Annotated in this window: 23 protein-coding genes; 9 read left to right on the plus strand and 14 right to left on the minus strand. The window is 71.9% G+C overall.

Annotated features, from left to right (window positions below):
- Window positions 1-64: 64 nt before the first annotated feature.
- The 3 genes from AB0B94_RS15295 to AB0B94_RS15305 all read right to left on the minus strand — a co-directional run bounded on the left by AB0B94_RS15295 (window position 65) and on the right by AB0B94_RS15305 (window position 3,872).
- Entirely contained in the window at window positions 65-1,471 is a 1,407-nt protein-coding gene (locus AB0B94_RS15295) for a class II 3-deoxy-7-phosphoheptulonate synthase (RefSeq protein ID WP_238660833.1), read from the minus strand.
- Window positions 1,472-1,558: 87 nt separating this feature from the next.
- Entirely contained in the window at window positions 1,559-2,065 is a 507-nt protein-coding gene (locus AB0B94_RS15300; protein WP_357278180.1) for a nuclear transport factor 2 family protein, read from the minus strand.
- 181 nt (window positions 2,066-2,246) lie between these two features.
- Entirely contained in the window at window positions 2,247-3,872 is a 1,626-nt protein-coding gene (locus AB0B94_RS15305) for a glycosyl hydrolase family 18 protein (protein ID WP_354942554.1), read from the minus strand.
- A gap of 167 nt (window positions 3,873-4,039) precedes the next feature.
- On the opposite strand from AB0B94_RS15305, the gene AB0B94_RS15310 reads away from it, so the two are divergent.
- Complete coding sequence (locus AB0B94_RS15310) at window positions 4,040-4,531, plus strand: glutathione peroxidase (RefSeq protein WP_357278187.1); 492 nt, start codon at window positions 4,040-4,042, stop codon at window positions 4,529-4,531.
- A 353-nt stretch (window positions 4,532-4,884) separates the two neighbouring features.
- Window positions 4,885-5,559, plus strand: coding sequence for an NADPH-dependent F420 reductase (locus AB0B94_RS15315; RefSeq protein ID WP_357278191.1), 675 nt, complete (start codon window positions 4,885-4,887; stop codon window positions 5,557-5,559).
- On the opposite strand, the gene AB0B94_RS15320 is transcribed toward AB0B94_RS15315, so the two are convergent.
- A complete protein-coding gene (locus AB0B94_RS15320) occupies window positions 5,472-7,193 on the minus strand; it encodes a glycosyltransferase 87 family protein (protein WP_357278196.1) in 1,722 nt (573 codons plus the stop codon). The genes AB0B94_RS15315 and AB0B94_RS15320 overlap by 88 nt on opposite strands.
- 70 nt (window positions 7,194-7,263) lie before the next feature.
- The gene (locus tag AB0B94_RS15325; RefSeq protein WP_357278200.1) at window positions 7,264-7,809 is read right to left on the minus strand and encodes a hypothetical protein; all 546 of its coding nucleotides are present in this window, start codon (window positions 7,807-7,809) and stop codon (window positions 7,264-7,266) included.
- Window positions 7,810-7,910: 101 nt separating this feature from the next.
- Between AB0B94_RS15325 and AB0B94_RS15330 the strand changes: the two genes are divergently transcribed.
- From AB0B94_RS15330 to AB0B94_RS15340, 3 genes are all read left to right on the plus strand, one after another.
- Window positions 7,911-8,582 (plus strand): methyltransferase domain-containing protein, encoded by a 672-nt coding sequence (locus AB0B94_RS15330; protein WP_357278205.1) that lies wholly within the window; start codon window positions 7,911-7,913, stop codon window positions 8,580-8,582.
- A gap of 169 nt (window positions 8,583-8,751) precedes the next feature.
- Window positions 8,752-9,612 (plus strand): DUF4397 domain-containing protein, encoded by an 861-nt coding sequence (locus AB0B94_RS15335; protein ID WP_357278208.1) that lies wholly within the window; start codon window positions 8,752-8,754, stop codon window positions 9,610-9,612.
- Complete coding sequence (locus AB0B94_RS15340; RefSeq protein WP_357278213.1) at window positions 9,609-10,286, plus strand: class F sortase; 678 nt, start codon at window positions 9,609-9,611, stop codon at window positions 10,284-10,286. Before AB0B94_RS15335 ends, AB0B94_RS15340 begins: the two co-directional genes overlap by 4 nt.
- Window positions 10,287-10,497: 211 nt before the next feature.
- Here the strand turns inward: AB0B94_RS15340 and AB0B94_RS15345 are convergent, their stop codons facing one another.
- From AB0B94_RS15345 to AB0B94_RS15365, 5 genes are all read right to left on the minus strand, one after another.
- Window positions 10,498-10,848, minus strand: a complete 351-nt coding sequence (locus AB0B94_RS15345) for a DUF2203 domain-containing protein (RefSeq protein ID WP_238667414.1) — start codon at window positions 10,846-10,848, stop codon at window positions 10,498-10,500.
- A 46-nt stretch (window positions 10,849-10,894) separates the two neighbouring features.
- On the minus strand, window positions 10,895-11,713 hold the full coding sequence (gene proC / locus AB0B94_RS15350) for a pyrroline-5-carboxylate reductase (RefSeq protein WP_357278222.1): 819 nt from the start codon (window positions 11,711-11,713) through the stop codon (window positions 10,895-10,897).
- A 72-nt stretch (window positions 11,714-11,785) separates the two neighbouring features.
- Window positions 11,786-12,814: a 6-phosphofructokinase gene (locus AB0B94_RS15355; protein ID WP_091408060.1), complete on the minus strand. Its 1,029-nt coding sequence runs from the start codon at window positions 12,812-12,814 to the stop codon at window positions 11,786-11,788.
- 162 nt (window positions 12,815-12,976) lie between these two features.
- The gene (locus AB0B94_RS15360; RefSeq protein ID WP_357278227.1) at window positions 12,977-13,480 is read right to left on the minus strand and encodes a pyridoxamine 5'-phosphate oxidase family protein; all 504 of its coding nucleotides are present in this window, start codon (window positions 13,478-13,480) and stop codon (window positions 12,977-12,979) included.
- Window positions 13,481-13,558: 78 nt separating this feature from the next.
- Window positions 13,559-14,056, minus strand: a complete 498-nt coding sequence (locus AB0B94_RS15365; RefSeq protein ID WP_112582786.1) for a polyadenylate-specific 3'-exoribonuclease AS — start codon at window positions 14,054-14,056, stop codon at window positions 13,559-13,561.
- Between the two features lie 270 nt (window positions 14,057-14,326).
- Between AB0B94_RS15365 and AB0B94_RS15370 the strand changes: the two genes are divergently transcribed.
- On the plus strand, window positions 14,327-15,019 hold the full coding sequence (locus AB0B94_RS15370) for a Crp/Fnr family transcriptional regulator (protein ID WP_091407574.1): 693 nt from the start codon (window positions 14,327-14,329) through the stop codon (window positions 15,017-15,019).
- A gap of 185 nt (window positions 15,020-15,204) precedes the next feature.
- On the opposite strand, the gene AB0B94_RS15375 is transcribed toward AB0B94_RS15370, so the two are convergent.
- Entirely contained in the window at window positions 15,205-15,462 is a 258-nt protein-coding gene (locus AB0B94_RS15375; protein ID WP_084597913.1) for a hypothetical protein, read from the minus strand.
- Between the two features lie 137 nt (window positions 15,463-15,599).
- Here AB0B94_RS15375 and AB0B94_RS15380 point away from each other — a divergent pair, with 137 nt between their 5' ends.
- Window positions 15,600-19,091 carry an adenylate/guanylate cyclase domain-containing protein gene (locus AB0B94_RS15380; protein ID WP_357278495.1) on the plus strand — a complete coding sequence of 1,164 codons (3,492 nt, stop codon included), beginning with the start codon at window positions 15,600-15,602 and terminating at the stop codon, window positions 19,089-19,091.
- Window positions 19,092-19,119: 28 nt separating this feature from the next.
- On the opposite strand, the gene AB0B94_RS15385 is transcribed toward AB0B94_RS15380, so the two are convergent.
- Entirely contained in the window at window positions 19,120-19,812 is a 693-nt protein-coding gene (locus tag AB0B94_RS15385) for a lysophospholipid acyltransferase family protein (RefSeq protein ID WP_238667417.1), read from the minus strand.
- Window positions 19,813-20,138: 326 nt separating this feature from the next.
- On the opposite strand from AB0B94_RS15385, the gene AB0B94_RS15390 reads away from it, so the two are divergent.
- Both AB0B94_RS15390 and AB0B94_RS15395 read left to right on the plus strand, forming a co-directional pair.
- A complete protein-coding gene (locus tag AB0B94_RS15390; RefSeq protein ID WP_238667418.1) occupies window positions 20,139-20,990 on the plus strand; it encodes a DUF308 domain-containing protein in 852 nt (283 codons plus the stop codon).
- 159 nt (window positions 20,991-21,149) lie between these two features.
- A complete protein-coding gene (locus AB0B94_RS15395; protein WP_357278501.1) occupies window positions 21,150-22,646 on the plus strand; it encodes a trehalose-6-phosphate synthase in 1,497 nt (498 codons plus the stop codon).
- Between the two features lie 19 nt (window positions 22,647-22,665).
- On the opposite strand, the gene AB0B94_RS15400 is transcribed toward AB0B94_RS15395, so the two are convergent.
- Together AB0B94_RS15400 and AB0B94_RS15405 are read right to left on the minus strand one after the other, a co-directional pair.
- Window positions 22,666-23,460 (minus strand): alpha/beta fold hydrolase, encoded by a 795-nt coding sequence (locus AB0B94_RS15400; RefSeq protein WP_357278504.1) that lies wholly within the window; start codon window positions 23,458-23,460, stop codon window positions 22,666-22,668.
- Between the two features lie 20 nt (window positions 23,461-23,480).
- Entirely contained in the window at window positions 23,481-24,887 is a 1,407-nt protein-coding gene (locus tag AB0B94_RS15405; RefSeq protein WP_357278236.1) for an NAD(P)-binding domain-containing protein, read from the minus strand.
- Window positions 24,888-24,946 lie beyond the last annotated feature (59 nt).

A 24,946-nucleotide genomic window follows, 5' to 3' on the forward strand; every position in this document is an offset into this window, starting at 1 on the left:
TCGCACGCTCAGCCCCGCGTCAGCCATGGTCATCCTCTGACTTGCCGGCTGGGGGCTCACATGCTCAGCCCCGCAGCATTTCCGCCACGAGGAAGGCCAACTCCAACGACTGCTGGGTGTTCAGACGCGGGTCGCAGGCGGTCTCGTACCGGTCGGGCAGGTCAAGATCCTCGATCCCCTGGGCGCCGCCGAGGCACTCGGTGACGTCCTCGCCGGTCAACTCGACGTGCAGGCCGCCGGGGTGGGTGTCCAGCCCCCGGTGCACCTCGAAGTAGCCGAGCACCTCGTCGACGATCCGGTCGAAGTGCCGGGTCTTGTAGCCGTTCGACGACTCGTGCGTGTTGCCGTGCATCGGGTCGCACTGCCAGACCACCTTGGCCCCGGCGGCGGTGACCTTGGCGACGATCGGCGGCAGCGCGTCGCGTACCCGGTGGTTGCCCATCCGGCTGATCAGGGTGAGCCGCCCGGGGATGTTGTCCGGGTTGAGCTTCTCGCACAACTCGATCGCCTCGTCCGGGGAGGTCGTCGGGCCGAGCTTGACCCCGATCGGGTTGGCGATCCGGGAGATGAAGTCGATGTGCGCCCCGCTGATCTGCCGGGTGCGCTCGCCGATCCACAGGAAGTGCCCGGAGAGCCCGTACGCCCGACGGTCGGAGACCCGGGTGAGCGCCCGGTCGTACTCCAGAGCCAGGGCCTCGTGGGAGCAGTAGAGCGTGACGGTGCGCAACGCCTCGTCGTCGGTCATGCCGCAGGCCCGGATGAAGGCCAGCGCCCGGTCGATCTCCCGGGCGATCGCCTCGTAACGCTCCCCCGCCGGGGAGTTCTTCACGAAGCCCTTGTTCCAGTCGTGCACGGCGTGCAGGTCGGCGAGCCCGCCGGCGAGGTACGCCCGGAGCATGTTCATCGCCGCCGCAGAGTTCGCGTACGCGCGGATCATGCGCTGCGGGTCGGCGACCCGGGCGGTCGGGTCGGCCTCCAGCGAGTTGATCATGTCGCCGCGGTACGCGGGCAGGCCGCGGGCGTCGGTCGGCAGCGAGCGGGGCTTCGTGTACTGCCCGGCCACCCGGGCGACCTTGACCACCGGCAGCGACGCCCCGTAGGTGAGCACGATCGCCATCTGGAGCAGGGTGCGGGCGTTGGCCAGCAGGTGGCTCTCGGTGTTGTCCACGAACGTCTCGGCGCAGTCACCACCCTGCAGCAGGAACGCCTTGCCCTCGCAGACCAGGGCGAGCTTCTGCCGGAGTTGGTCCACCTCGTAGGGCGCGACGACCGACGGCACCGTGTCGAGAACCTTGCAGACCGCGGCCACGGCAGCCGGGTCGGACCACGGCGGGACCTGCTCGCGGGGCAGCTCCCGCCATCGGTCCAGACCGAGCGCGGCGTCCTCGGCGGAATCGACTGTCGGTCGGCTGGTCTGCAGGCCCGGGCTGCCCACAGCGGGATGGCTCAACTGATGCCACTCATGGCGCATGTCAGAAAGCGTACGGCGACGGTAGCGGTGGCCGGGCGGCGAGGGGGACGGTTCCGGCAGATGGGAGATCAATCTGCCGGACGCCGGTCAGGACGCGGGGGTGGGGGCGACGCCGGTCGGCGTCGGGGCGACCGGCCCACCCGGCGCTTCGCCGGCGATGCACCAGTCGCTTCCGTCCCGGGTGACGGTGAAGACCAAGGGGCGGATGACGGTGCGCTTGCCGACCGCGACCGAGACCGAGACGCGGACCTCCTGCCCGAGCGGACCGGACCGGATGTCCGTGATGGCCGCCTCCGGCACCTGGAAGTGGTCGGCGAAGTCACCGTTGGGGCCGGTGGCGCCCAGGTCGAAGCCGTCGTGCAGCAGAGCGCAGAGCTGACTGCGGCCGGCGTCGACGTCCTTGGCCGCCATCGCGTCGAGGTACGCCTGCACGCGCTCGCGGGAGCGGGTGGTGGCCTCCTCGGCGGGGGCTCGGGCCGGCTTGGCGGCGGACTTCTGCTCGTCCTTGTCGCCGATCCCGCAGCCGACCAGGGCAACCGGTAGCAGCATCAGCCCGGCGGCGGTCGCCGCCAGCCTGCGGTGTGTCGGGCGCATGATCACCTCCGTCGGCGGTGAGATCGAGACGTGCCGAGCCGCGAGTCTGCCACATCCGGCTGACCGAGCCCAACGGCGGCGGCCCGGCCAACGCTGGGCGTCGACCGGGCCGCTGTGTCACGGGCGGGAAGGGACGGTGCGGGTCCCTTCCCGCCGTGTGGGTGGTGCGTCGGCCCTCAGCTCAGCCGAGACCGCCCTTGATGGCGCCGATGAGCTCGCCGTTGCTCGTGTCACCGGAGAGCTCCCAGAAGAACGCGCCACCGAGGCCCTGGTTGTTCGCGTACGTCATCTTGCCGTTGATGGTCGACGGGGTGTCGTAGCTCCACCAGTTGCTGCCGCACTTGGCGTACGCGGTGCCGGCGATCGTGCCGGTGGCCGGGCAGGTGTTCTTGAGGACCTTGTAGTCCTCGATGCCAGCCTCGTAGGTGCCCGGCGCCGCGCCGGTGGCGCTGCCACCCGGAGCGGCCTGGGTGACACCGGTCCAGCCCCGACCGTAGAAGCCGATGCCGAGCAGCAGCTTGTTGGCCGGGACGCCCTTGCTCTTGAGCTTCTGGATCGCCGCGTCGGAGTTGAAGCCCTGCTGCGGGATGCCGGTGTACGAGGTGAGCGGTGAGTGCGGTGCCGTCGGACCCTGGGCGGCGAAGGCGCCGAAGTAGTCGTAGGTCATCGGCATCAGCCAGTTGAGGTTGCCGATGGCGCCGGCGTAGTCGGTGGCGTCGATCTTGCCGCCGTTGCTGCCGTCCGCGGTGATGGCGGCGGTGACCAGGGCGCTGGACCCGAACTTCGACCGCAACGCGCTGATCACGTTCTTGAACGCGTTCGGGCCACTGCTGTCACAGCTCAGACCGCAGGCGTTGGGGTACTCCCAGTCGACGTCGATGCCGTCGAAGACGTCCGCCCAACGCGGGTCCTCGACCAGGTTGTAGCAGCTCTCGGCGAACGCGGCCGGGTTCTGCGCGGCCTGGGTGAAGCCGCCGGACCAGGTCCAGCCACCGAACGACCAGATCACCTTGAGGTGCGGGTTAAGCTGCTTGAGCTTGCGCAGCTGGTTGAAGCTGCCGCGCAGCGGCTGGTCCCACGTGTCGGCGACGCCGTCCACGCTCTCCGCCGCGGTGTACGCCTTCTCGTAGTCGGCGTAGCTGTCACCGATGGCGCAACGGCCACCGGTGGTGTTGCCGAAGGCGTACAGGATGTGGGTCAGCTTGGCGGCCGAGCCGCTGGTCTGGATGTTCTTGACGTGGTAGTTGCGCCCGTAGACGCCCCACTCGGCGAAGTAACCGACGATCTTCTTGCCGCCCGGGTTCGGCGGGTTGGTGGTCGGCGGTGGCGTGGTGGGCGGCGGGGTGGTGGGCGGCGTCGTCGTCGGTGGGGTGGTGGTCGGCGGAGTGGTGGTCGGCGGGGTCGTCCCGCCGCCGCACGCGGCACCGTTGATGGTGCAGTTCAGCGGTGCCTTGTAGGCGCCGCTGCCGTTGTAGCCCCAGCTGAACGAGGCGCCGGGGGCGATGCCGCCGGCCCAGCTCTTCTTGACCGCGACGTAGTGGTTGCCGCTGCTGGTGACGTCGGCGTCCCACGCGCTGCTGATGGTGGTGCCCGACGGCAGGTCGAACTCGATGCGCCAGGTGGTGACGGTGGCGCTGGAGCCGTTGGTGACCGTCACCCTCGTCTCGTGACCGGTCCCCCAGTCCTGCGCCTTGGTGAAGGTGGTGGTGACCGTGCCGGCGCCGAACGCGGTGGTCACCGGCACCGCTGCGACGGTCACGGCGACCACGGCACCGGCCCAGAGGGCCCGGCGGAGCGATCTTTTCATGAGGCGTCTCCCGAACTGTTAGGAAACTTTCCAAAAGAGATGGTGAGACGGTACTCACGGCGTCATCAGTTCGTCAAGATGCGCATGTTTCGATTTCTCCTGGTGCACGGAGTGCTCACGCTGCGCCCACCCCGGGTCGACAGCCGACCGGCGCGTAGCCTCGGCCCATGACCGTCTTCGACATCCCGATCGACGCCCTCAACGGCGGCCCCGCCGACCTGGCCCGCCACCGCGGCAAGGCGTTGCTGGTCGTCAACGTCGCCTCCCGCTGCGGCCTCACCCCGCAGTACGCCGGCCTCCAGACGCTCGCCGACTCCTACGCCGACCAGGGCCTCGTGGTGCTCGGCGTGCCGTGCAACCAGTTCGCCGGACAGGAGCCGGGCAGCGCCGCCGAGATCAGCGACTTCTGCCAGGTCAACTACGGGGTCACCTTCCCGCTGACCGAGAAGGTCGACGTCAACGGGCCCGACCGGCACCCGCTCTACGCCGCGCTCGTGGACACCCCGGACGCCGACGGGCACACCGGTGACGTGCGCTGGAACTTCGAGAAGTTCCTGGTGGCCCCGGACGGCTCGGTCGCCGCCCGCTTCGCCCCCACTGTCGCGCCCGACTCCGACGACCTGCGCGCCGCCATCGAAAAGACCCTCCCCACCGCCTGACACCCCGGGGCGCTCCACGGCTCGCCTTGATCCCGCTCGAACATGGATGTAGTGGCCTCCCGTCTCTCGGATGCCACTCCATCCAGGATCCAGCGTGATCTCGCCGGGTCGACGACGCGAAACGACGGGCGGTCCGCCCCGCCCGTCACCGGAGAGTGGCACGTCAGCGGGAAGCCGGTCGGCGACCAGCACGAGCAGTACGTTGTGCAGGACTGGCCTGCGCCGCCACCCAGGCACCCGCCGGGACGGCGTAGGTCGCGACCAGCCCGAGAAGTCGCCCGGCGGCGAACAAACCGAATAACCCACCAGGCTGGTCGGGAATGCGTCGCGGGTGGACGGAGTTGGGAACGAGCATGACAACTGTGGGACTGATCGGCAGTGGCAACATCGGCGGCACCGTGGCCCGGCTGGCCGTCGACGCCGGCTACGACGTGGTGCTGAGCAACTCGCGGGGCCCGGAGACCCTCACCGACCTGGTGGAGACCCTGGGCGAGCACGCCAGCGCCGGCACCACGCAGGACGCGGCGCAGGTCGGCGACCTGGTGGTGGTCAGCGTGCCGCTCAAGGCGTACCGCGCGGTGCCCGTGGAACCGCTGGCCGGCAAGGTCGTCATCGACACCAACAACTACTACCCGCAGCGCGACGGCGCCTTCCCGGAGCTGGACTCCGGCGAGATCACCAGCAGCGAGTTGCTCCAGCGACACCTGCCGGGCTCGCGTGTGGTCAAGGTCTTCAACAACATCTACTTCAAGGGCCTGGCCGCGCTCCCCCGGCCGAGCGGCGCGGCCGACCGCAGCGCCCTCGCGATCGCCGGTGACGACGCCGCCGCAAAGGCCGAAGTGACAGCCTTCCTGGACCAGATCGGCTACGACGCTGTCGACGTCGGCCCGCTGGCCGAGGGGTGGCGCTACCAGCCGGACACCCCGGCGTACGGCACGCTCTACTCCGCGAGCCCGACGGACTGGGAGCACCCGGCCCAGGGCGACGCCGCGAAGCTGCGCGCCGCCCTGGCCGCCGCCACCCGCTGAGCAGGGCCAGCCGCCGCCCTCCCCGCGACCGCCTGTCGGGTGGTCGTGCGGAGGGCGGCGGCGAGTTCGTCGTCGTAGCTGGCGATCGGCTGCCCGTCCGCGGCGTACGCGACGAGCCGACCGTGGGCCATCGTCGCCGACCGGAACGAGAACGTACGCGAACCCGGGTACGCGGCGAGCAGTGGAATGCCCCGGGGTGCTCCACCCGGTGCGGAGTAGTACTCCAGGCGGGTCACCTGCGGGGAGACCACACCGTTGACCCGGACCTTTGTCTTCTCGGCGCGGGTGCCGAAGGTGACCGGCGCGTCGGTGGCGTACTCGGCGCATTCGACCGGACCACGGCAGACGAAGAAGTATCGCGGATTGACCACGTCGTCGAGGGTGTACGCCTTGAAGGTGGGATCGGCTCCGGCCGGCAGCGGCTGCACGGCGAAGAACGCGACAGTCACCGTGGCAGTGACGCCCACCCGCAGCCAGGCACGGCCGGCGGCCGGTCGTCTGCTCGTGCGCCGGGCGGCGACGGCGACACCGCCGAAGCCGACGAGGCACAGGACGCACACCCCGACGGCGCGGGCGTTCTCGAAGAGAAACTGCACCCCCGGCCGCGTCGAGACCGGGCTGAGCACCGCGCCCCACGAGACGACCATGGTGGCGAGCAGTGCCGCGCCGGCGGCCCGCTGGGCGACGCCGGACGCGCCGATCAGCAGCATCGCGGCGAGCACCGGCCACACCTGGTGGTGGGTCCAGGACACCGGGGACGCGGCCACTGTGGCGCAGCCGACGAGCACGGCGGCGTGCCCGGCTCGGGCCTGCCGCGTCAACTGCCGGGCCCGGAGCAGCGCCGCCACGCAGATCAGTGCCACCATGGCGGCCCAGAGCACTGGCAGCACCGTCTCGTCGACGCCGACGCGCAGCAACATTCCGTGCAGGGACTGGTTGCCCAACGAGGACAGATTGCCGATGCGCGAGGTCTGTCGCACGGTCTCGGTCCAGTAGGACCAACTCTCCGAGGGCAGCACGATCGCGGCGAGCCCCGCGCAGGCCACGAACGCGGCCACCGACCGGCCGGCGTCACGATAGCGCCCGACGGCGAGGAAGTAGACCACGAACAGCAGCGGGGTGAGCTTGATCGCCGCGGCCACCCCGACCAGCGTCCCGCGCAGTCGGGGTGGGACGACGCCCAGCCCGTCGAGCAGGGCCATCAACACGATGAGGATGCTGACCTGCCCGAAGCGTAGGTTGCTCTGCACCGGCGCGGAGAGCATCAGCACGGTGGCCGCCAGCGCCACGACGAGCGGGCGCCGGGAACGTCGGGTGTTCAGCGCGACACCCACCGACCCGGCGATGGCGACGACCGCCGCGCACGTCGCCACCAGCCAGATCCCCTGGAGTACGCCTTCGCTGACGGCGGTGATCGGCCACAGCACGAGGGCGGCGAACGGCGGATAGGTGAACGGACCGCCGTTCTCCGCCACATACCCGTACAGCGGCTTGCCGGCGCGCAGGTCGGACAGCGCACCGTAGTAGATGTGCAGGTCGGAGAGGCGATCCGGACGGCGCAGAACGAGCACACAGGACACCAGCGCGACGACGGCGAAGGCCGCCCACGCCAGCGCCACCCGGCGATCCCGCATCGCCCGAGAATAGGCGACCGCCGTGGTCCCGGTGAGCCCGGTCACGGCCGGGCGGGGGGCTTCAGCGCAGTCAGGCCGTGGTGTCGGGCGACGGCTCTTCCGCGACGCCGGCCACCCGGTGCGCCAGTTCGGCGCGCAGCCGGTGGAGATTCGGCGTGACGGCAACCACTGACAGGTGGACCTCCTGCGAGTTCCGCCCGCGCGCCCGGTTCCACACGCCCACCCGACCCCATGCCCAGCGGTCCAGCAGCGGCCGAGTCCGATCCCGATCAGCGATGTCGACGACCAGGGTCGGGCTGATCCGGCCGCGTACCTCGGCTCGGGTCAGGTCGGCCCAGTCGACCTGCACCGTCCCGCCGGCAGGCAGGGTCAGTTCGAGGAAGTCACTGGTCAGCCGAAGTGGCAGCCCACCCTGACGTCGTAGTTGCACGGGGTAGCGGATCGCCGCCAGCAGGAGTATCGGCCCGTGCGGAAGCGGGTGGTACCAGGCGTTGCCGAACGCGACGCTGAGCAACGCGAAGGCCGGCAGGACCACAAGGCCCGCGCCGGCCACCCGGGCCAGCATCCGCCAGCGGGATCGTCGGAACCAGGTGTCCCCTGCATCGACCTCCGTCACCACTGCTGTTCAGTAGCCACATGTGAGCGGACGCAAACGCCCCACCTCTGCCTCCGGAAGAACGGGTTTCCCGGTTGGGCGCCGACTCGTAGCCTCGGCGGATGGGGACGACGAGCACACCGGCCTACGACGCCCACGCGGACTGGTACGAGGGCTTCATCTCCGGCGGCGGCGACTATCTGCGGCGGGTGCACACGACGGTGGCGGACCTGCTCGGCGCGGGCGAAGGTCCCTGCCTCGACATCTGCTGCGGTACCGGCGCGCACGCTCCAGTACCGACGGATCTGGGTTGGACGCCGGTGGGCGTGGACCTGTCCGGCGGGCAGTTGAGACACGCGCGAGGGCGGCTGCCGGTGCTCAGGGGTGACGCGGGCGCCCTGCCGGTCGCCGACGCGTCGCTGCCGGCCGCGATGTGCGTGCTGGCCAGCACCGACCTGCCTGACTACCCGGCCGTGCTGCGCGAGGTCGCCCGGGTGCTGCGCCCCGGCGGGCGGTTCGTCCACGTGGGTGTGCACCCATGTTTCGTTGGTGCGTTCGCCGACTGGAGCCGACATCCGCGTGTCGTCGTCGACGCCCGGTACGCCGACCGGTCGCACAGCTTCGACAGTTGGAACGTCACCGGCGTGCGGGTACGGGTGGGTGCCTGGCACGTCCCGATCGCCGACCTGGTGAACGCGACAGTGGACGCCGGCCTTCGGCTGGTTCGGGTCGTCGAGGCGGGCCCCGGCGGAGTGCCGGACCTGTTCGGCCTCCTCGCCATCCGCGAGCGGTAGCCGAGCACCGTCCCGAAGGTGCGGGACGGGGGACGAAAGGGCGAGGGCGGGGGGTACGGCAGGGCGAGCGTCAAAAAGATCGCTGTGGCAACTTGCGTCGCAGTCCTGTTCACGGGACCCTGTTTCCCTGGGTTGCCGCCCGCTCACCGAACGTGCCCTCGGAGGCGACATGCACACGCTCCGTACCGTGCCCCGCCGGCTGCTGGCCGGCTCCGGCGCGCTCCTGCTCGGCACCGCCCTCGCCACCGCCGCCATTCCGCTTCCGGCGAACGCCGCGGACACCGTCGGATACGTCCGGCTCGCGCACCTCTCCCCGGACACCCCGGCGGTGGACGTGTACCTTGCCGCGCCGGGCGAGGCCAAGCCGCAGGTCTTCCCCGGCGTCGGTTACGGCGTGGTCTCCGACTACCTCGAACTCGCCCCGGGCCGGTACGCGGTGGCCATGCGCGAGGCCGGCGCCCCCGCCAGCGACCCCCCGGTGCTCACCACCGAGGTCGCGGTGACCAGCGGGAACGCCTTCACTGTGGCAGGTGTGGGCCGGCACGCCGACCTCGGCCTGCGGGTGCTCAACGACGATCTCAGCGCCCCCACCGACGGCCGTGCCAAGGTGCGGGTCGTCCAGGCGTCGGTGCGGACCCCGGTGCTCGACGTGGCCGCCGCCGACGGTCCGATGATCGCCGACGGGGTGCAGTTCGCCACCACTACCGAATACCAGCAGGTCGAGCCGGGCAGTTGGCGGCTGAAGCTGACGGGTGCCGGCGGGCCGAGCGCCGACGCCGAGGTGCGGCTCACCGGTGGCGCGGTCTACTCGCTGCTGGTGCTCGACGCGAAACAGGGCGGGCTCACCGCCGAGCTGCGCCGCGACGCCGAGGGCGGCACCGTCGTCCCGGCCGGCGGGGTGGACACCGGTGCCGGTGGCGCCGCCGGGGCCGGGCTCGACGCGTACCCGGTGGTGGCCGGCGGTCTGGCCGTGGCGGCCGGCGCGGTGGCCCTGCTGCTCTGGCGTCGGCGGCGGCGCACCACCTGGTGAACGCCGGGCCGGACCCGTCGATCCGGCGCCACCGTGAGCGCCGGATACCGCTGGCCGCGCTGGTGGCGGCCGGCGCGGCGGTCTGCCTGGCCGCCGCCACCGGGGTCGGGCTGGCCACCACCGGCGCACCACCGCCGGTGGCGAGCTGGCACCCCGGCTGCGGCGGCGACTGCCCGTCGGTGGCCGCCGCGCCCACGCCACACGGTCCACCCACGCGGGTACGCGTACCGCGCATCGACGTCGACTCACCGCTCACGGTGCTGGGTCTGGACAGCGCCGGTGTGCTGATTCCGCCTACCGACTTCCACACCGCTGGCTGGTACGGCGGCGGCCCGGCCCCGGGCGACACCGGTCCGGCCGTACTCGCCGGGCACCTGGACTCACGACGCGGGCCGGCGGTCTTCGCCCGGCTCGGCGAGCTACGGCCCGGCGACGTGGTGGAGGTGTGGCGCGGCGGGCAGCGGTTGCCGTTCCGGGTGACCGGGTCACTGCGTACCCGCAAGGACCAGTTCCCGACCGCAGTGGTCTACGGCCCGACACCCGGGGCGGAGCTGCGACTGGTCACCTGCGGGGGCGACTTCGACCGGCGGCGGGGCCACTACGTCGACAACGTGGTGGTGTTCGCTGTGACCGAGGCCCCCGACCCGGTCCTGCCGACGTCCGCGGCCGGCTGAGCCGCGCACCCGGCGGGCATGGGCCCGCGCCGCGAGGTCCCGGCCCGCCGCGTGATCAACTCGGGTTTGAGGAAGTCGCGGTGTCCGGCGTGCCCGGATGCCGCGACTTTCAGGATCCCGAGTGGATCAAGCCTCCAACCCGGCGCCCTCGCTCCGCCTCGGCGCGGACCAGCACGGCAGGCCACGCGGGCCCCGGCGCCAGGGCCGGGGGTCAGAGGGGGCGGCGGCCGGCGAAGCCGCACTCTGCCCGGTGGTACCAGCGCACGTCGGAGTCGCCCTCCAACCAGCACCAGAGCACGGCACGGCCGGCCCGCTCACCGGGAAAGTCCAGCAGCACCGGAGCGATGCCCTTGACCTGGATGTCGTGCTGGTGCAGCTCGTCGACGACGGCGTGCAGCCGAGCTTCCAGTGCCTTGTCCTCGGCCAGCCCACCGAGCGCGCTCACGCCGTGGTCGGCCAGGTCGGCGCGCAACTCGGCCAGGTCGGCCCGGACCCGGATCAACTCGTCGACGCGCGGTTGCAGGGTGGCCACCAGGTGCCGGGCCTGGGCGAGTGTGAACACCGGGCCAGTATGCGGCACGCACGGCCCCGTGACCCGCCCCGACCGCTCAGTCGGCCTGTGCCGCCAACTCGCGGGCGCGATCCCGGGCGGCCTCCAACGCGGCGAGCAGCGCCGCGCGTACGCCGTGCTTCTCCAGCTCACGAATCGCGGAGATGGTGGTGCCGGCCGGCGAGGTGACCGCCTCGCGCAGCTTGACCGGGTGCTCGCCGGAGTCGCGCAGCATCACCGCCGACCCGATCGCGGTCTGCACGATCAACTCGTGCGCCACCTGACGGGGCAGCCCGAGCAGGATCCCCGCGTCGATCATGGCTTCGACCAGCAGGTAGAAGTAGGCCGGGCCGGAGCCGGAGAGCGCGGTGACCGCGTCCTGCTGCGATTCGGGCACCCGGATCGTCTGGCCGAGCGGCTTGAACATCTCCTCGGCCAGCGTGAGGTGCGCCCCGGTGGCGTGCGCGCCGGCGGAGATCGCGGTCATCGCCTCGTCGACCAGCGCCGGGGTGTTGGTCATCACCCGCACCACAGGGGTGCCCTCGGGCAACCGGCGGCTGAAGAAGCTGGTGGGCAGACCCGCGCACAACGAGATGACGAGCTTGTCGGCAGGCACCTTGGGGCCGATCTCGTCGAGGAGCGCGGCGGCGTCCTGCGGCTTGACCGAGATCGCGAGCACCGCTGCCTCGTCCACGGCGGTCAGGTTGTCGACCACCCGTACGCCGTACCGGGCGGTCAACTCCTGGGCGCGGGCGGGTCGGCGGGCGGTAGCCAGCAGCCGGTCCACCGGCCATCCCGAGCGCAGCAGCCCGGAGAGCATCAGCTCACCGATCTTGCCCGCGCCGATCACCGCGACCGTGTGCACTCCGGCTGACATGTCGGCCCGTACCCCCTCGCATTGGGTCGCGGCGCGGCGGACCCGCAGGCCCGCCGCGCCGCCGACGATCGATCAGCTGCCGAAGAAGACCTCGGCCTCGGCGTACCGCTCCAGCGGCACGGTCTTCAGCTCGCGGGTGGCCTCGGCGAGGGGCACCCGGACGATGTCGGTGCTCTGCATCGCGACCATCTTGCCCCAGTCGCCGTCGTTGACAGCGTCGATGGCCTGCAGGCCCAGGCGGGTGGCGAGCACCCGGTCGAAGGCGGTCGGGGTGCCACCGCGCTGGATGTGGCCCAGCACCACGGTGCGGGCCTCCTTGCCGGTCTTGGCCTCCAGCTGCTCGGCGAGCCACTGGCCGATGCCGCCGAGGCGGACGTGGCCGAACGAGTCGAGCTCCTGGTTGGCGAGCACCATCTGGCCGTCGAGCGGCTGGGCGCCCTCGGCGACCACGACGATCGGGGCGTACTGGTGCTGGAAGCGCTTCTCGACGTAGCCGGCCACCTGGTCGACGTCGAACTGACGCTCGGGCAGCAGGATCACGTTCGCGCCGCCGGCAAGGCCGGCGTGCAGGGCGATCCAGCCGGCGTGGCGGCCCATCACCTCGACGACCAGGGTGCGGTGGTGGCTCTCCGCGGTGGTGTGCAGGCGGTCGATGGCCTCCATCGCGATGTTGACAGCGGTGTCGAAGCCGAAGGTGTAGTCGGTGGCACCGAGGTCGTTGTCGATCGTCTTCGGCACGCCGACGACGTGCACGCCCAGCTCGTAGAGCTTGGTGGCCACGCCGAGGGTGTCCTCGCCGCCGATCGCGATCAGCGCGTCCACGCCCTGGGCGGCGAGATTGTCCTTGATCCGCTCGACGCCGTTCTCGATCTTGAACGGGTTGGTCCGGGACGAGCCGAGGATGGTGCCGCCGCGGGGCAGGATGCCGCGAACGTCGGCGATGTCCAGCGGGCGGGACAGACCCTCGAGCGGGCCCTTCCAGCCGTCGCGGAAGCCCACGAACTCGTGACCGTAAGTGGCGACGCCCTTGCGGACCACCGCCCGGATGACCGCGTTGAGACCGGGGCAGTCGCCGCCGCCGGTGAGCACGCCGATACGCATGATCCGCTCATCCTCCTGGAGCATCAGGTAAAGCCCGATATGCCCCAGGGTATGTGTCAGGTCAGACCATCGGCGCCGTTGCCGGCCCGGGGCGGGCCGTCACTGCGAACTGTAGTCGGCCCGCCAGTACGACGACAGCGCGCCCCGGGCACTCTGCCCCGGTCAGTAGGTCACCTCGTGGTTCTCGCCGGCCTTCGGTGGCCGGCCGGTGACCGCGGCCCTCGCGTAGTCGAGCAGGTTCACCACAGTGCTGCTCGGCGAGTCCCAGTACTCGGCGGAGCTGGCGTGCACCTTGATCAGCGTGAGGCCGGAGGTGTCCAGCCCGTCGGGGAACCACGCCTTGAGCAGCGGGTTCCACAGCCGCTCGGCCCGGGCCCGGTCGAACCCCTCGGTGGCGGTGCCGGAGATCGACACCCAGGCGTTGTGCCTCTGGTCGGAGAAGGCGACGTTGACCTCCGGGTTCACCCGGATCTGGCGGACCTTGGCCGAGTCGGCGTAGGCGAAGAACCACAGCTCGCCGTCGAACTCGGCCTCCTGGAGCCCCATCGGTCGACTCACCTGCCGCCCGTCCAGAGCAGTGGTGGTGAGCATGCAGATCCGCGCGGCCCGGGCCAGGCCGGTGACCCGGGCGCGTGCCTCCGCAGCACTGCTCGGCTGGTCGCTCATGGCAATCTCCCTCGGCTCGGCTGGTCGAACCGTTGCCCGGGACAGAACCGGTCAAACCTACGGCGGCGCGGCCACCACTCAACGGGCTGTCATCGCCCGCCAGCGGGCCAGATTGTGCCGGGCGTCGACCAGAGCGTCGTGCCGGGCCGCGTCCGCGTCCGGCAGGGGCGGCCGACCCCGGTCGTCCCAGAGCTGCCGCAGCTCCTTGGTGTAGCGGGGAATCTCCCGGGGCAGCGCCGGCATCGCGCCCCAGAGCTGGGCGAGCACCACGTGGTCGTACGCGGCGAACCAGGCCCACAGCTCCAACTGCTCCCCCGGCCGGTCCCGGATCGGCTCCACCAGGAAGTCGTACAGGTCGTCGCGGATGCGCTCACGCGAGCGCCAGGCCCGGTCCGCCGGGGAGGGCAGCTTGTCCAGCACGTTGCGTCGAACCCAGGGCACGGCACGGGAGTCGTCGAACTCGGTGGAGACCGCGTAGAACTCGCGGCCGTACTCGTCGACGACACCGATCGAGACGAGGTCGACTGTCGTGCCGTCCTCGATGAACTCGCAGTCGTAGAAGTAGCGGTAGACCATTCCGGGCATCCTCGCCCACCGCCGCGCGGCCGCGTCCGGCGGGGCCCGCCCGGAGGCCGACCGGGTCACGGCGACACCTGGTGAACGGCGCGTCGCAGCTCGTGACGGTCACGGAAGTGCTTCGAGGGGTGTACAGCAAGCGACCGGACCGTCATGATCTGATGTGTACCGCTACCGGACGCCGAATCGGTGTCAGTTCACCTTGTCGGGGCCCATCAGGTTCGCCCGGTGAGCGAGTTTGTGGTCCATGACCGGGGGAGGGGTTGGGCCGTGGAGGTTCGCCTGCCGGAGCCGGGTGACGCGCTCACGGGTGTCGAGATGTTCGCCGGGCTGGAGCCCGAGGTGCGGCAGCGCGTCATCGCTGCCGCCGTTCCGCGCACCTACCGCAAGGGCCAACTGCTCTTCGTGGAGAACGACCCCGGCGAGTCCCTGATCGTGCTGCGCCGCGGCGCGGTGGCGGTCTTCCGCACCGCACCCACCGGCGAGCGGGCAGTGCTGTCGGTTATCCGTCCACCGGACGTGCTCGGTGAGGTCTCCCTGCTCGACGCGTCCACCCGGTCCGCCTCCGCGGAGGCCATCGAGGACTGCGCGGCGCTCGCGCTCTCGCGGGGCGCGTTCATGGAGCTGGTGCACTCCAACCCCCGCATCCTGGACGCGGTGATGCGCTCGCTGGGCGGGCTGATCCGCCGGCTCACCGAGCAGAACGCCGACCACGTCTTCCTCGACCTGCCCGGTCGGGTGGCGAAGACGCTGGTGCGGCTGGCCGGCGAGAGCCAGGCACCGATGATCACGATCGAGCTCAACCAGAGCCAACTGGCCGAGATGGCCGGTGGTTCCCGACAGAGCGTCAACCAGGCGATCGGCTCGTTCGCCAGCCGTGGCTGGCTGCGTACCGAGGGCCGCCGGATCGTGGTGACCGACGTGGCGGCGCTGCGCCGCCGCGCCGGCATGGCCGACCGCTGACCGACCGGCCCACGCCGGCCGTCCCGACGCCCCGGTCTCCGGTGTGGACATCCGTCACCCGTTGCCGGCCAACCCACCCGCGCGCACTGCTGATGCCGGCCGCCACTGGCAACCGGCATCAAAGAACGGGCAGGACAGACGGGTGCGGCCGGTGGACCGATGGCCCGCCGACCGCACCCGGGAAATCAGTTCTCCGTGCTGTCGGCCGGCGGCGCACCCGGCCCCGGCCCGATCTTCTTCGGATCGGTCGGCTTACCAGCCGTGGACGTGCTCGACGAGGTGGTCGTGGTCTCCCCCGACCCGCCCGACTGACCCTCAGGCTCTTCCACCATGCCCTGCTCCTCCAGTTCGGCGAGAGTGACCGCATCGACGTCGATCGTGTCCCCCGGCGCCCACAGCGTGCCACCCGGATCGGTCCACGAGGCGGACAGTCGTACCTGCACGGCACTCTCCCTGACATGAAACTTCCTGGTACGGAACACTAACCCCGACCGATCGATGCCGTTGCCCGTCCGCACGTCGGGTACCCGACTGGGCCGATCGGCCGTGATACTGACCTCTTTCGCCCACGGAGCTGAACATCGACCTCAAGTGTGGACACTGCGCACGCGCGGCCGGGCCGGACGACCGCTTCTGCGGCGGGTGTGGCCAGCCGCTCGGGGTCAACTGTGCGCACTGCGGGCATGCCAACAGCACCGAGGTCAATTTCTGCACCAGCTGCGGTCAACCGCTGCGGGACCACGCCGTCGCGGTGCAGGAGGACCGGCGTCAGGTCAGCGTGCTCTTCGTCGACATAGTGGACTTCACCAGCTACGCGGAGCGGGCCGACCCGGAGCAGGCCCGCGGTCTGCAACAGACCTACTTCGCCACCGTCCGCCGGATCGTGCACCAGTACGGCGGGGTGGTCGAGAAGTACATCGGCGACGCGGCGATGGCGCTGTTCGGCGCGCCGGTGGCCACCGACAACGACGCGCTGCGGTGCGTCCGCGCCGGCCTGGAGCTGCAACGGAGCCTGGCCCGCCAGCCCGCCGGTCCACAGCCGCCGCTGAGCTTCCGGGTCGGCATCGCGACCGGCGAGGCCCTGGTCGACCTCTCCGCCACCCGCGACGGTGGGCAGGCCTTCGTGACCGGAGACGTCGTCAACACCGCTTCCCGCCTCCAGGGGTTCGCCCCGCCGGGCGGTGTCGTCGTCGACGAGAGCACCTGGTCGGCAACCCGACACGAGATGGAGTACGCCGACCAACCACCGGTCACCCTGCGCGGCCGGTCCGCGGTGAGCCGGATCTGGCTGGCCGTCCAGGTGCGACCGCACCGGGACCCGCGCGGCGCCGAACTGACCCCGATGGTGGATCGGGAACACGAGCGCGGCCTGCTGGTCAACGCGCTGCACCGGATGGTGACCGAGCGGACCTCCCAGTTGGTGACGGTGTTCGGCCCGGCCGGTGTGGGCAAGAGCCGGCTGTTGCGCGAACTGGCCCGGCACGCCGGCAGCCTGCCCGGCACGCCGATCACCTGGCTCGTCGGGCAGTGCCCGCCGTTCGGCGAGAACGTCACCTGGGCCGCCCTGTCCGACATCGTGAAGACCTGGGTGGGCGTGCCGGAGGTCGACGACCCGGTTGCGCTGCGCGAGCGGCTGCGCTCCCGGCTGGGGCAGCTCGCCGACCCGCACGCGACCCGGCTGGCCGAGGCGCTCGGGCCGCTGATCGGCGTACCCGGTGAACGGCTCACCCCCGGCGAGACCGAGGCCTCCTGGCGGCGGTTCCTGCTCGCCCTGGCGACCACCGGCCCGACCGTGCTGGTCTTCGAGGACATGCACTGGGCCGACCAGGCGATGCTCGCCTTCGTCGAGCAGTTGGGCGCGTCAGCGCGCGGCGTACCGCTGCTGGTCGTCGCCACCGCCCGGCCGGAGCTGCGGGAACGACACCCGGCCTGGACCGGCACGATCAGCGGCGCGATGTCCATCTCGGTGCCGCCGATGCACGACACCGACATCGACACGCTCTACTCGCTGCTCCTCGGGCAGGCGACGCTGCCCTCCAGCTCGCGTACCCCGTTGATCGAGTTCGCCGACGGCAACCCGCTCTACGCTCAGGAGTACGCCCGGATGCTGCTGGACGGCGGCCTGCTCGACGCTGTCGGTTCGGCCGCCCGACCCGACCTCGACGGTGGCGCGGAGATGCCCCGCACCGTGCAGGCGGTCATCGCCAACCGGCTCGACCTGCTGGACCCGGCCGACCGGGCGGTGCTCCAGGCCGCCGCCGTGGTCGGCGTGGTGTTCTGGGCCGCGCCGGTGGCGATGGCGTTGGGACGGCCGGTGGAGTGGGTGGAGCGTGCGCTGGACCGCCTGCAACGTCGCGACCTGGTGTACGAGCAGAGCACGTCGACGATGCCCGGCCAGCCCGAGTACCGGTTCCGGCACATCCTGGTGCGTGACGTCTGCTACCAGCGGCTGCCCAGGGCCGAGCGGGTGCTGCGCCACCAACGCACCGCCGACTGGATGGCACAGCTCACCGACGGCCGGCAGTACGACCTGGCCGAGGTGCTGGCCAACCATCGCTGGGCGGCACACGAGATCGCCCGGACCGTCGGGTTGGACACCGCCCCCTACGCCCCGTCGGCGCGGGCCGCGCTGCACCGGGCGGCCCGCCGCGCGTACGAGCTGCACGCGCTGGACACCGCCGCCGCGCTGGTGGGCCGGGCGCTGGCCCTGGACGTCGGGCCGGACCCGGCGTTGGAGCTGTTCGACGCCGAGCTGGCGTTCTATCGGGACGGGGACGCCTTCCTGGTGGCGGGCGGCACCGACATCCTGACCCGGCTGGCCGCGCGGCTCACCACGAGCGGCGACCGGACGGGGGCGGCGCGCGCCTGGACGCTGCTCGCCACCGCCGCCTGGAGTCGGGCCGACCGGTCGGCGACGCTGCACTGCCTGGACCAGGCGATCGGCATCTACGGCGACCTGCCGGACAGTCAGGAGAAGGCGGGCGCCCTGCTGGAGCTGGCCCGGGTGCACATGCTCAACGCGGAGACCGAGCCGGCGTGCACCGCGGCGCGGGCGGCGGCGTCCCTGGCCGAGCGGCTCCAGCTGCGCGAGGTCCAGGCCAATGCGCGGATCACCCTGGCCGTGGCGCGTTACCTGGCCGGCTCCGCCGAGGCGTTCCCGGAGCTGGCGGAGGTGACCGAGCACTGCCGGGTGGAGCGGCTGACCAGTCGACGTCGGGCGGTGCAGAACCTGGCCTGGGCGTTGCAGGAGGAGGGTGACCTGGCCGGCTCGGCCCGGTTGGTCGACGAGCAGCTCACCCTCGACCTGGGCGGTGAGCACAGCCTCGCCACCAGCTTCGCCGACCAGTGGGCACGGTCGTACTACGCGGGTGACTGGACGGCGGCGCTGGCGATGGCGGCGGAGTCGACCCGACGGCCGACCGCGGAGTGGGATCTGCACATCGTGGCGGTCTCGGGTTGGATGCGCGGGCTGGCCGCAGCAGAGCTGGTCGGACCCGACGGGCCCGACGACACTGCGGGGCCGGACGCAACGGGTGGGGATCTGGTCGAGCAGGCGCTGGTCGCGGCGCGGCGCACTGGATTCCACCGGGTGCTGCGCTCCACCCTGGCGCACGCCGCCCTCTGTCGGGCGGTGCAGGGCCGCCGCGCCGAGGCGATGGCGCTGCTCACCGAGTTGGACGAGGACTGGCAACGGACCCGGATGATTCCGTTCGCGGAGTGGGTGCCGGCCGTCGGGCACGTCGCCGGGGTGCTCGGCGCGGACGCGGCCCGGCTGGTCCGGCAACTGCTCGACCGGGCGCCCCGGATGACCCCCTGGGCCCACGCGGCCGGTCAGGTCGCCGACGCCACGTTGGCCCGGCACGCCGGGGACGCCTCGACAGCGGCGAACCTGCTGCGCTCGGCGGCGGCGAGCTACGCCCGGATGAACGACGTGACCGACGAGGTCATCACGCTGGCGCTGGCCGTCGGCCCGCTGGCCGAGACCGACCCACAGGCCGCCGCGGCGACCCGCACCCGCCTGCACGGCTTCGCCACCCACCACCACGCCCCCGCCCTGCTCCACCTGCCCTGAGCGCCGAGCGGGCCGGCACGGCGGTGACTCAGGCGGCCAGCGGCGTCGGGACGGGCTGCTTGAGCTTCTGGGCGTAGACGTCGACGTACTCCCGACCGGAGAGCTCCATCAACTCGTACATGATCTCGTCGGTGACAGCGCGCTCGACGAACCGGTCGCCGGCCAGCCCGGCGTAGCGGGAGAAGTCCAGCGGCGCCCCGAACCGGATTCTCACCCGGTCGATCCTGGGGATCAGCTTGCCCGGCGGCTGGATCTCGTCGGCGTTGAGCATCGCCACCGGCACCACCACCGCGCCGCTCTCCAGGGCGAGCCGGGCCACCCCAGTCTTGCCCCGGTAGAGCCGCCCGTCCGGGGAGCGGGTGCCCTCGGGGTAGATGCCGGCCACTCCCCCGGCCCGCAGCACCTGCAACTGGGTGTCCAGGGCGGCGCGCGCGGCCCGGCCACCGGAGCGGTCCACCGGAATCGTGCCGGTGCCGACGAAGAACATCCTGGTCAGCCAGCCCTTGATTCCCTTGCCGGTGAAGTACTCGGCCTTGGCGACGAAGGTGACCTTCCGGGCGGTGATCAACGGTGTGAAGATCGAGTCGGAGAAGGAGAGGTGGTTGCTCGCGAGGATCACCGGACCGGTCGCCGGCACGTTGCGCAGGCCCTCCACCTGCGGGCGGAAGATCAGCTTGAGCAGCGGACCGAGGATGACGTACTTCAGCAGCCAGTAGAGCACCGGCGTCCTTTCCCGTGGTGTGCCCGCGACAGCGCCAGCCGTCGTCGCCGCCGAGCCTACGAAGCGAGCGCTCCCACCACAACGGACGACGTTCCGGGAGCCGAGGCATCGACCCTTCCCGCGATCACCGAGATCGCACTTGTCGCGCAAGAACGGACAAAGGAGCCCCGCCGCGACCTGCGCGAGCAGCCGTGACTTTGGAAGACGCGACACAACGCACTCCCGGAACCATGCCCTGACGTGTCACGATTCAGAGCACGGCGTGCGGACTGGCGCCGAAGGGCAGCGGTGGCCGCGCCGGAAGGCGCGTTAAGGGGGATGTCCGGGTGTCAGCGGGTGGGGCCCGCCGGGGACGGCGGGACAACGGGCTCGACGCGAACGAGTACGCCGTCGTCGGCGATGTCGATCCGCGCGTCGGTGAGCACCTGCTCGACGTGCTGGCCGCCGGCGGGATCGCCGCCTACCTCCAGCCCTCCGCCGATCTCAACCCGGTCACCCGCACCACCACGGTGCCGGCCCGGCCGGTCGACAGGCTCTACGTCGACCGCTCGCACCTGACCACCGCCCGGGACTACCTCACCCAGCTCGCCGACGAGACCGCTCCGGAGCAGCCACCGGCTCGCGACGAACCGGACATCGACGCCGAGTGGGCGCGGATCGTGGCGGGTTTCCACACCACCTCCACGCCCGGTGACCACCCGTGGCCGGCCTCGGAGGACGTGGACGAACGAGACAGCCGGGACGAGCCGACCTCCGGGCCGCTGGCCCGCTCCGGCACCGACGAACCCGGTCCGACCGCCACCGACGTTCGTCGGTTGCCGTCCGCGACGGACATCTCCGGGATTTCCGTCGGGCGCGGCACCCGACCGGACGAGCCGTCGCTGCTGGACGGGCTGGACACCTTCGGCGCCGACCTGCCCGACGACGAGGACGACGAGGGCTACCACCCGCCGCCACCGCCGCCGCTGCCCCGCGTCAGCAAGTACGCGGTGATCGGCGTGCTCGGGGTGGTCGTCGGGTTCGTGCTGTTCCTCTTCCCGTGGCTGCTCCCGATCGACCGCTCCGCGGTCACGCTGTTCGGTTTCACCGGCATCCTGGCCGGTTTCGTCACGCTGATCTGGCGGCTGCGTCCCGGCGACGAGGAAGACGACGACCCGGACAACGGCGCCGTCGTCTGACGGTCGGCCCGCATCCCGGGACAGCAGCGCCCCGCCGGGTGCGTAACAGTGGTGTAACTTACTGTCAGTAGGAATACCGCTGTACGTCACTTCCCCCGCTGACTGACCGGTTTTTCCTTGCTCGCGGCGGTCAGTCCTCTGCTGATCGGAATGCCCGAGATGCGACAGAGTTCTCTCGTGGTGGTGGCCAACCGCCTCCCCATCGACGACAACCAGGCCCCGGACGGGGCCTGCGAGTGGCGGCGCAGCCCGGGCGGGTTGGTCAGCGCGCTGCACCCGCTCCTGCGGCACACCCCGGCGACCTGGGTCGGCTGGGCCGGTGGCACCGGGCCGGCCCCCGCCCTGCCGGACGTCGACGGCGTGCGGATGCACACCGTCGCGCTCAGCCCGGAAGACCTGCGCGACCACTACGAGGGGTTCGCCAACGCCACCCTCTGGCCGCTCTACCACGACTCGGTGGAACAGCCGCAGCACCACCGCCGGTGGTGGGAGGCGTACCAGCGGGTCAACCAGCGCTTCGCCGAGGCGACAGCGGAGGTGGCCGAGCCGGGCGCCGTGGTCTGGGTGCAGGATTACCACCTGCAACTGGTCCCCGGTCTGCTGCGCGCGCTCCGCCCGGACCTGCGCATCGGGTTCTTCCTGCACGTGCCGTTCCCGCCACCGGAGCTGTTCATGCAACTGCCCCGCCGGGCCGAACTGCTGCGCGGCATGCTCGGCGCCGACCTGGTCGGCTTCCAGCGGGTGCAGGCGGCGCACAACTTCGCCCAGTTGGTGACCCGGGTGCTGGAGCTGCCGGCCACCGACCGGCGGATCGGCATCGACGACCGGGTCGTCCGCATCGGCGCGTTCCCGGTCTCCATCGACACCGCCGAGATGGCGGCGCTCGCCGACCGCCCGGACGTCGCCGCCCGGGCCCACCGGCTCCGTCAGGACCTCGGCGATCCCCGGCAGGTGGTCCTCAGCGTGGACCGGATGGACTACACAAAGGGCATTGAGCAGCGCCTCAAGGCGTACAGCGAGTTGCTCGCCAGCGGTGACGTCAAGGTCCGCGACACGGTGCTGGTGCAGGTCGCCATGCCGAGCCGGGAACGTGTCGGCCAGTACCAGATCCTGCGCGAGCGCATCGAACGCGAGGTCGGCCGGATCAACGGCGAGTTCGGCCGGGTCGGTGAGCCCGCGATCCACTACCTCACCCAGCCCTTCGACCGGGCCGAGCTGGCCGCGCTCTACCGGGTCGCCGACGTGATGGCGGTGACCCCGCTGCGCGACGGAATGAACCTGGTCGCCAAGGAGTACGTGGCCGCGCGGGTCGACGACACCGGCGCGCTGCTGCTCAGCGAGTTCGCCGGCACCGCAGCCGAACTGTCCCAGGCGTACCTGGTCAACCCGCACGACCTGGAAGGGCTCAAGCAGGGCCTGCGCGCGGCGTTGCGGGCCGACCCGGCCGACACCACCCAGCGGATGCGGGCCATGCGCGCCCACCTGCACCAACACGACATCCGGGCCTGGGCCCGCTCCTACCTGCGTGCCCTGGACGAGGGCGGCGGCCTGATCAGTCGCCTGACCGGCACCGACACCGGCTCCGAGGGCGCGGCTCGGGTGCCCAGGCCGGCCACCCCGGCCGGCAGCCCGGCCACCCACCAGGCCGGCGGCTGAGCGCCGACGGCCTGGCCGCTCAGTGCGCCACCGGCTCCTTCTCCAGCCAGTCCAGGATCGCGTCGATCGGCTCCGCCCACCGCGCGTCCAGCATCAGGTCGTGGCCCATTCCGGGAAAAAGCAGCGGGGCCGACCCGTACCGGCGGGCCACCCGGGTCAATGTCGACGCCGGCACCACCCGGTCGTCCGGGCTGCCCAGCACCAACACCGGGGGCGCGCCCACCGCCGGCTCGGCCTCCGGCTCGGCCAGCAGCGCCCACTGGGCCCGCCGACCCGCCCGACCGAGGCGTCCGACATACCGCCGGGCCTCCTCGTCGGGCAACTCGCGGCTGAACAGTTGCCCCCGGTTGAGCCGCAACGGCCCACCGAACACCGCCGGCAACGTGCCCGCCGGGTTGCGGCGCAACGCCGCGCCCAGCACCCCCCAGCCGCCGAAGACCGGAGCCACCAGCACCGCGCCCCGCGCCGGGTAGCGGGCCAACGCGTGTGCCACCACCAGGGCCCCGGCGCCGTGCCCCACCAGCACCGCCTGCCGCGGCAGGCTCGCGGCCACCTGGACCACGTCATGGGCGTACGCCCGCAGCGTCGCCTCCGGGGCCGGCTCGCTGCCACCGTGCCCGCGCAGGCTCACCGCGTACGCCGGGAACCCGCGCGACGCCACGTGGCCCAACCAGTGCTCGGCGAACGCCCACGCGCCGTGCCCGAACCCGGGGACGAACAGCAGCGGCGGCCGCCCCTCCTCCAGCTCGGGGACCGCGCTGAGCACCTCCCGCCGGGCCGGCCGTACCGGCCGGGACCACTCCCGGCCCCGCATGATCCGCAGCTCGCTCGCGCTCACTTGCCCTCCAGCTCGACCAGGGCGCGTTGGATGGCGCGCAGGTAGTCGGCGTGCCCGACCTCGAACCAGTGCCGGCTGCTGTCCTTGACCGGCCCGGAGTACCGCTCCCCCGCCCGCTCCCGCACCCGAGACGCGAACGCGGTGGCCCGTTCCGGCCGGTCCCGGCGGGCCTGGAGCAGCCTGGCGAAGAGCACCGTCTGCCAGTGCGACAGGGTGAACAACCCGGAGTCCGGTTGCAGCAGGCCGGCGACGGCCAGGGTCGGATGCCCCGGGGTGAACGCGTTGAGCCACAGCGTGGGCCTGCCCGTGCCGGCGCTGTCGGAGAACACCGACGCGTCGAGGAACTCGAAGCGCGGCAGGTAACCGGTGGCGAAGACGACCACCTCGGGGTCGATCTCGCGGCCGTCGGCCAACTCCACCGCGTACGGGTGGAACCGGGCGACGTCCGGCACCGGGCCGATCCCGCCGTGGCCCACGTAGTACACGAGCTGACTGTTCGCGATCGGGTGCGTCTCGTACACCCGGTGGTCGGGCTTGGGCAGGCCGAAGCGGGTCAGGTCGCCGACGGTCAGCCGCAGCGTCCAGTGGTAGAGCCACTGCCGCACCCGCAGCGGCACCCGCAGCGCCAACAGGCTGTCGTTCACCTGGTCGGCGGGGCGACCGAGCACGTACTTCGGCGCGTACCAGTAGCCGCGGCGGGTGGAGTGCCAGCAGCGCGACGCCTGCTGGGCGGCCTCCACGGCGATGTCGCAGCCGGTGTTGCCGGCACCGACCACCAGCACCCGCTTGCCGCGCAGCTGCGCCGGGTCCTTGTAGGACGAGGCGTGCATGATCTCGCCGCGGAACTCCTCCAGGCCCTCGTAGCGGGGCAGCTTCGGCGACCAGTTGTGGCCGTTGGCGATCACCACCGCGGCGTACCGGGCGGTGCGCTCGGGGCCGTACCCGCCGGTGGAACGGGTGGTCACGTCCCACCGGTCCCCGTCGACGGGCTCGACCCGGATCACCTCGGTGCCGAACCAGATGTGCGAACGCAGGTCGAAGTGGTCGGCGTACCGCTCGAAGTAGGACAGCAGCTGACCGTGGTGCGGGTAGTCCGGCCAGGAGTCCGGCATCGGGAAGTCGGGGAACTGGGTGAACGGCTTCGACGAGATCAGGTGGGTGCTGGCGTACACCGGGCTGCGGTCGTGCCGCCAGTTCCAGGCGCCGCCGACGCCCGTCTCCCGCTCGTAGCAGTCCACGCCGAACCCGTGCTCACGCAGGTTCTTGATGGCCGTCAGGCCGCTGGCCCCGGCCCCGATGACGCAGACCGTGTCGCCCCGGTCGGAGACCGGGCGGCCGTCGCTGTTCGCCGCGGGCGAGGTCGCCTCCGGGTCGGGCCGGCCGTGGTCGGTGGAGGTGGACACCGGGGACATCTCCTTTTGGTACGGCAGGCGTGCCGGTCGCCGCGAAATCCTCTCCACAA

It is taken from the genome of Micromonospora sp. NPDC048986 (genome assembly GCF_040649335.1).
GTDB lineage: Bacteria > Actinomycetota > Actinomycetes > Mycobacteriales > Micromonosporaceae > Micromonospora > Micromonospora alfalfae.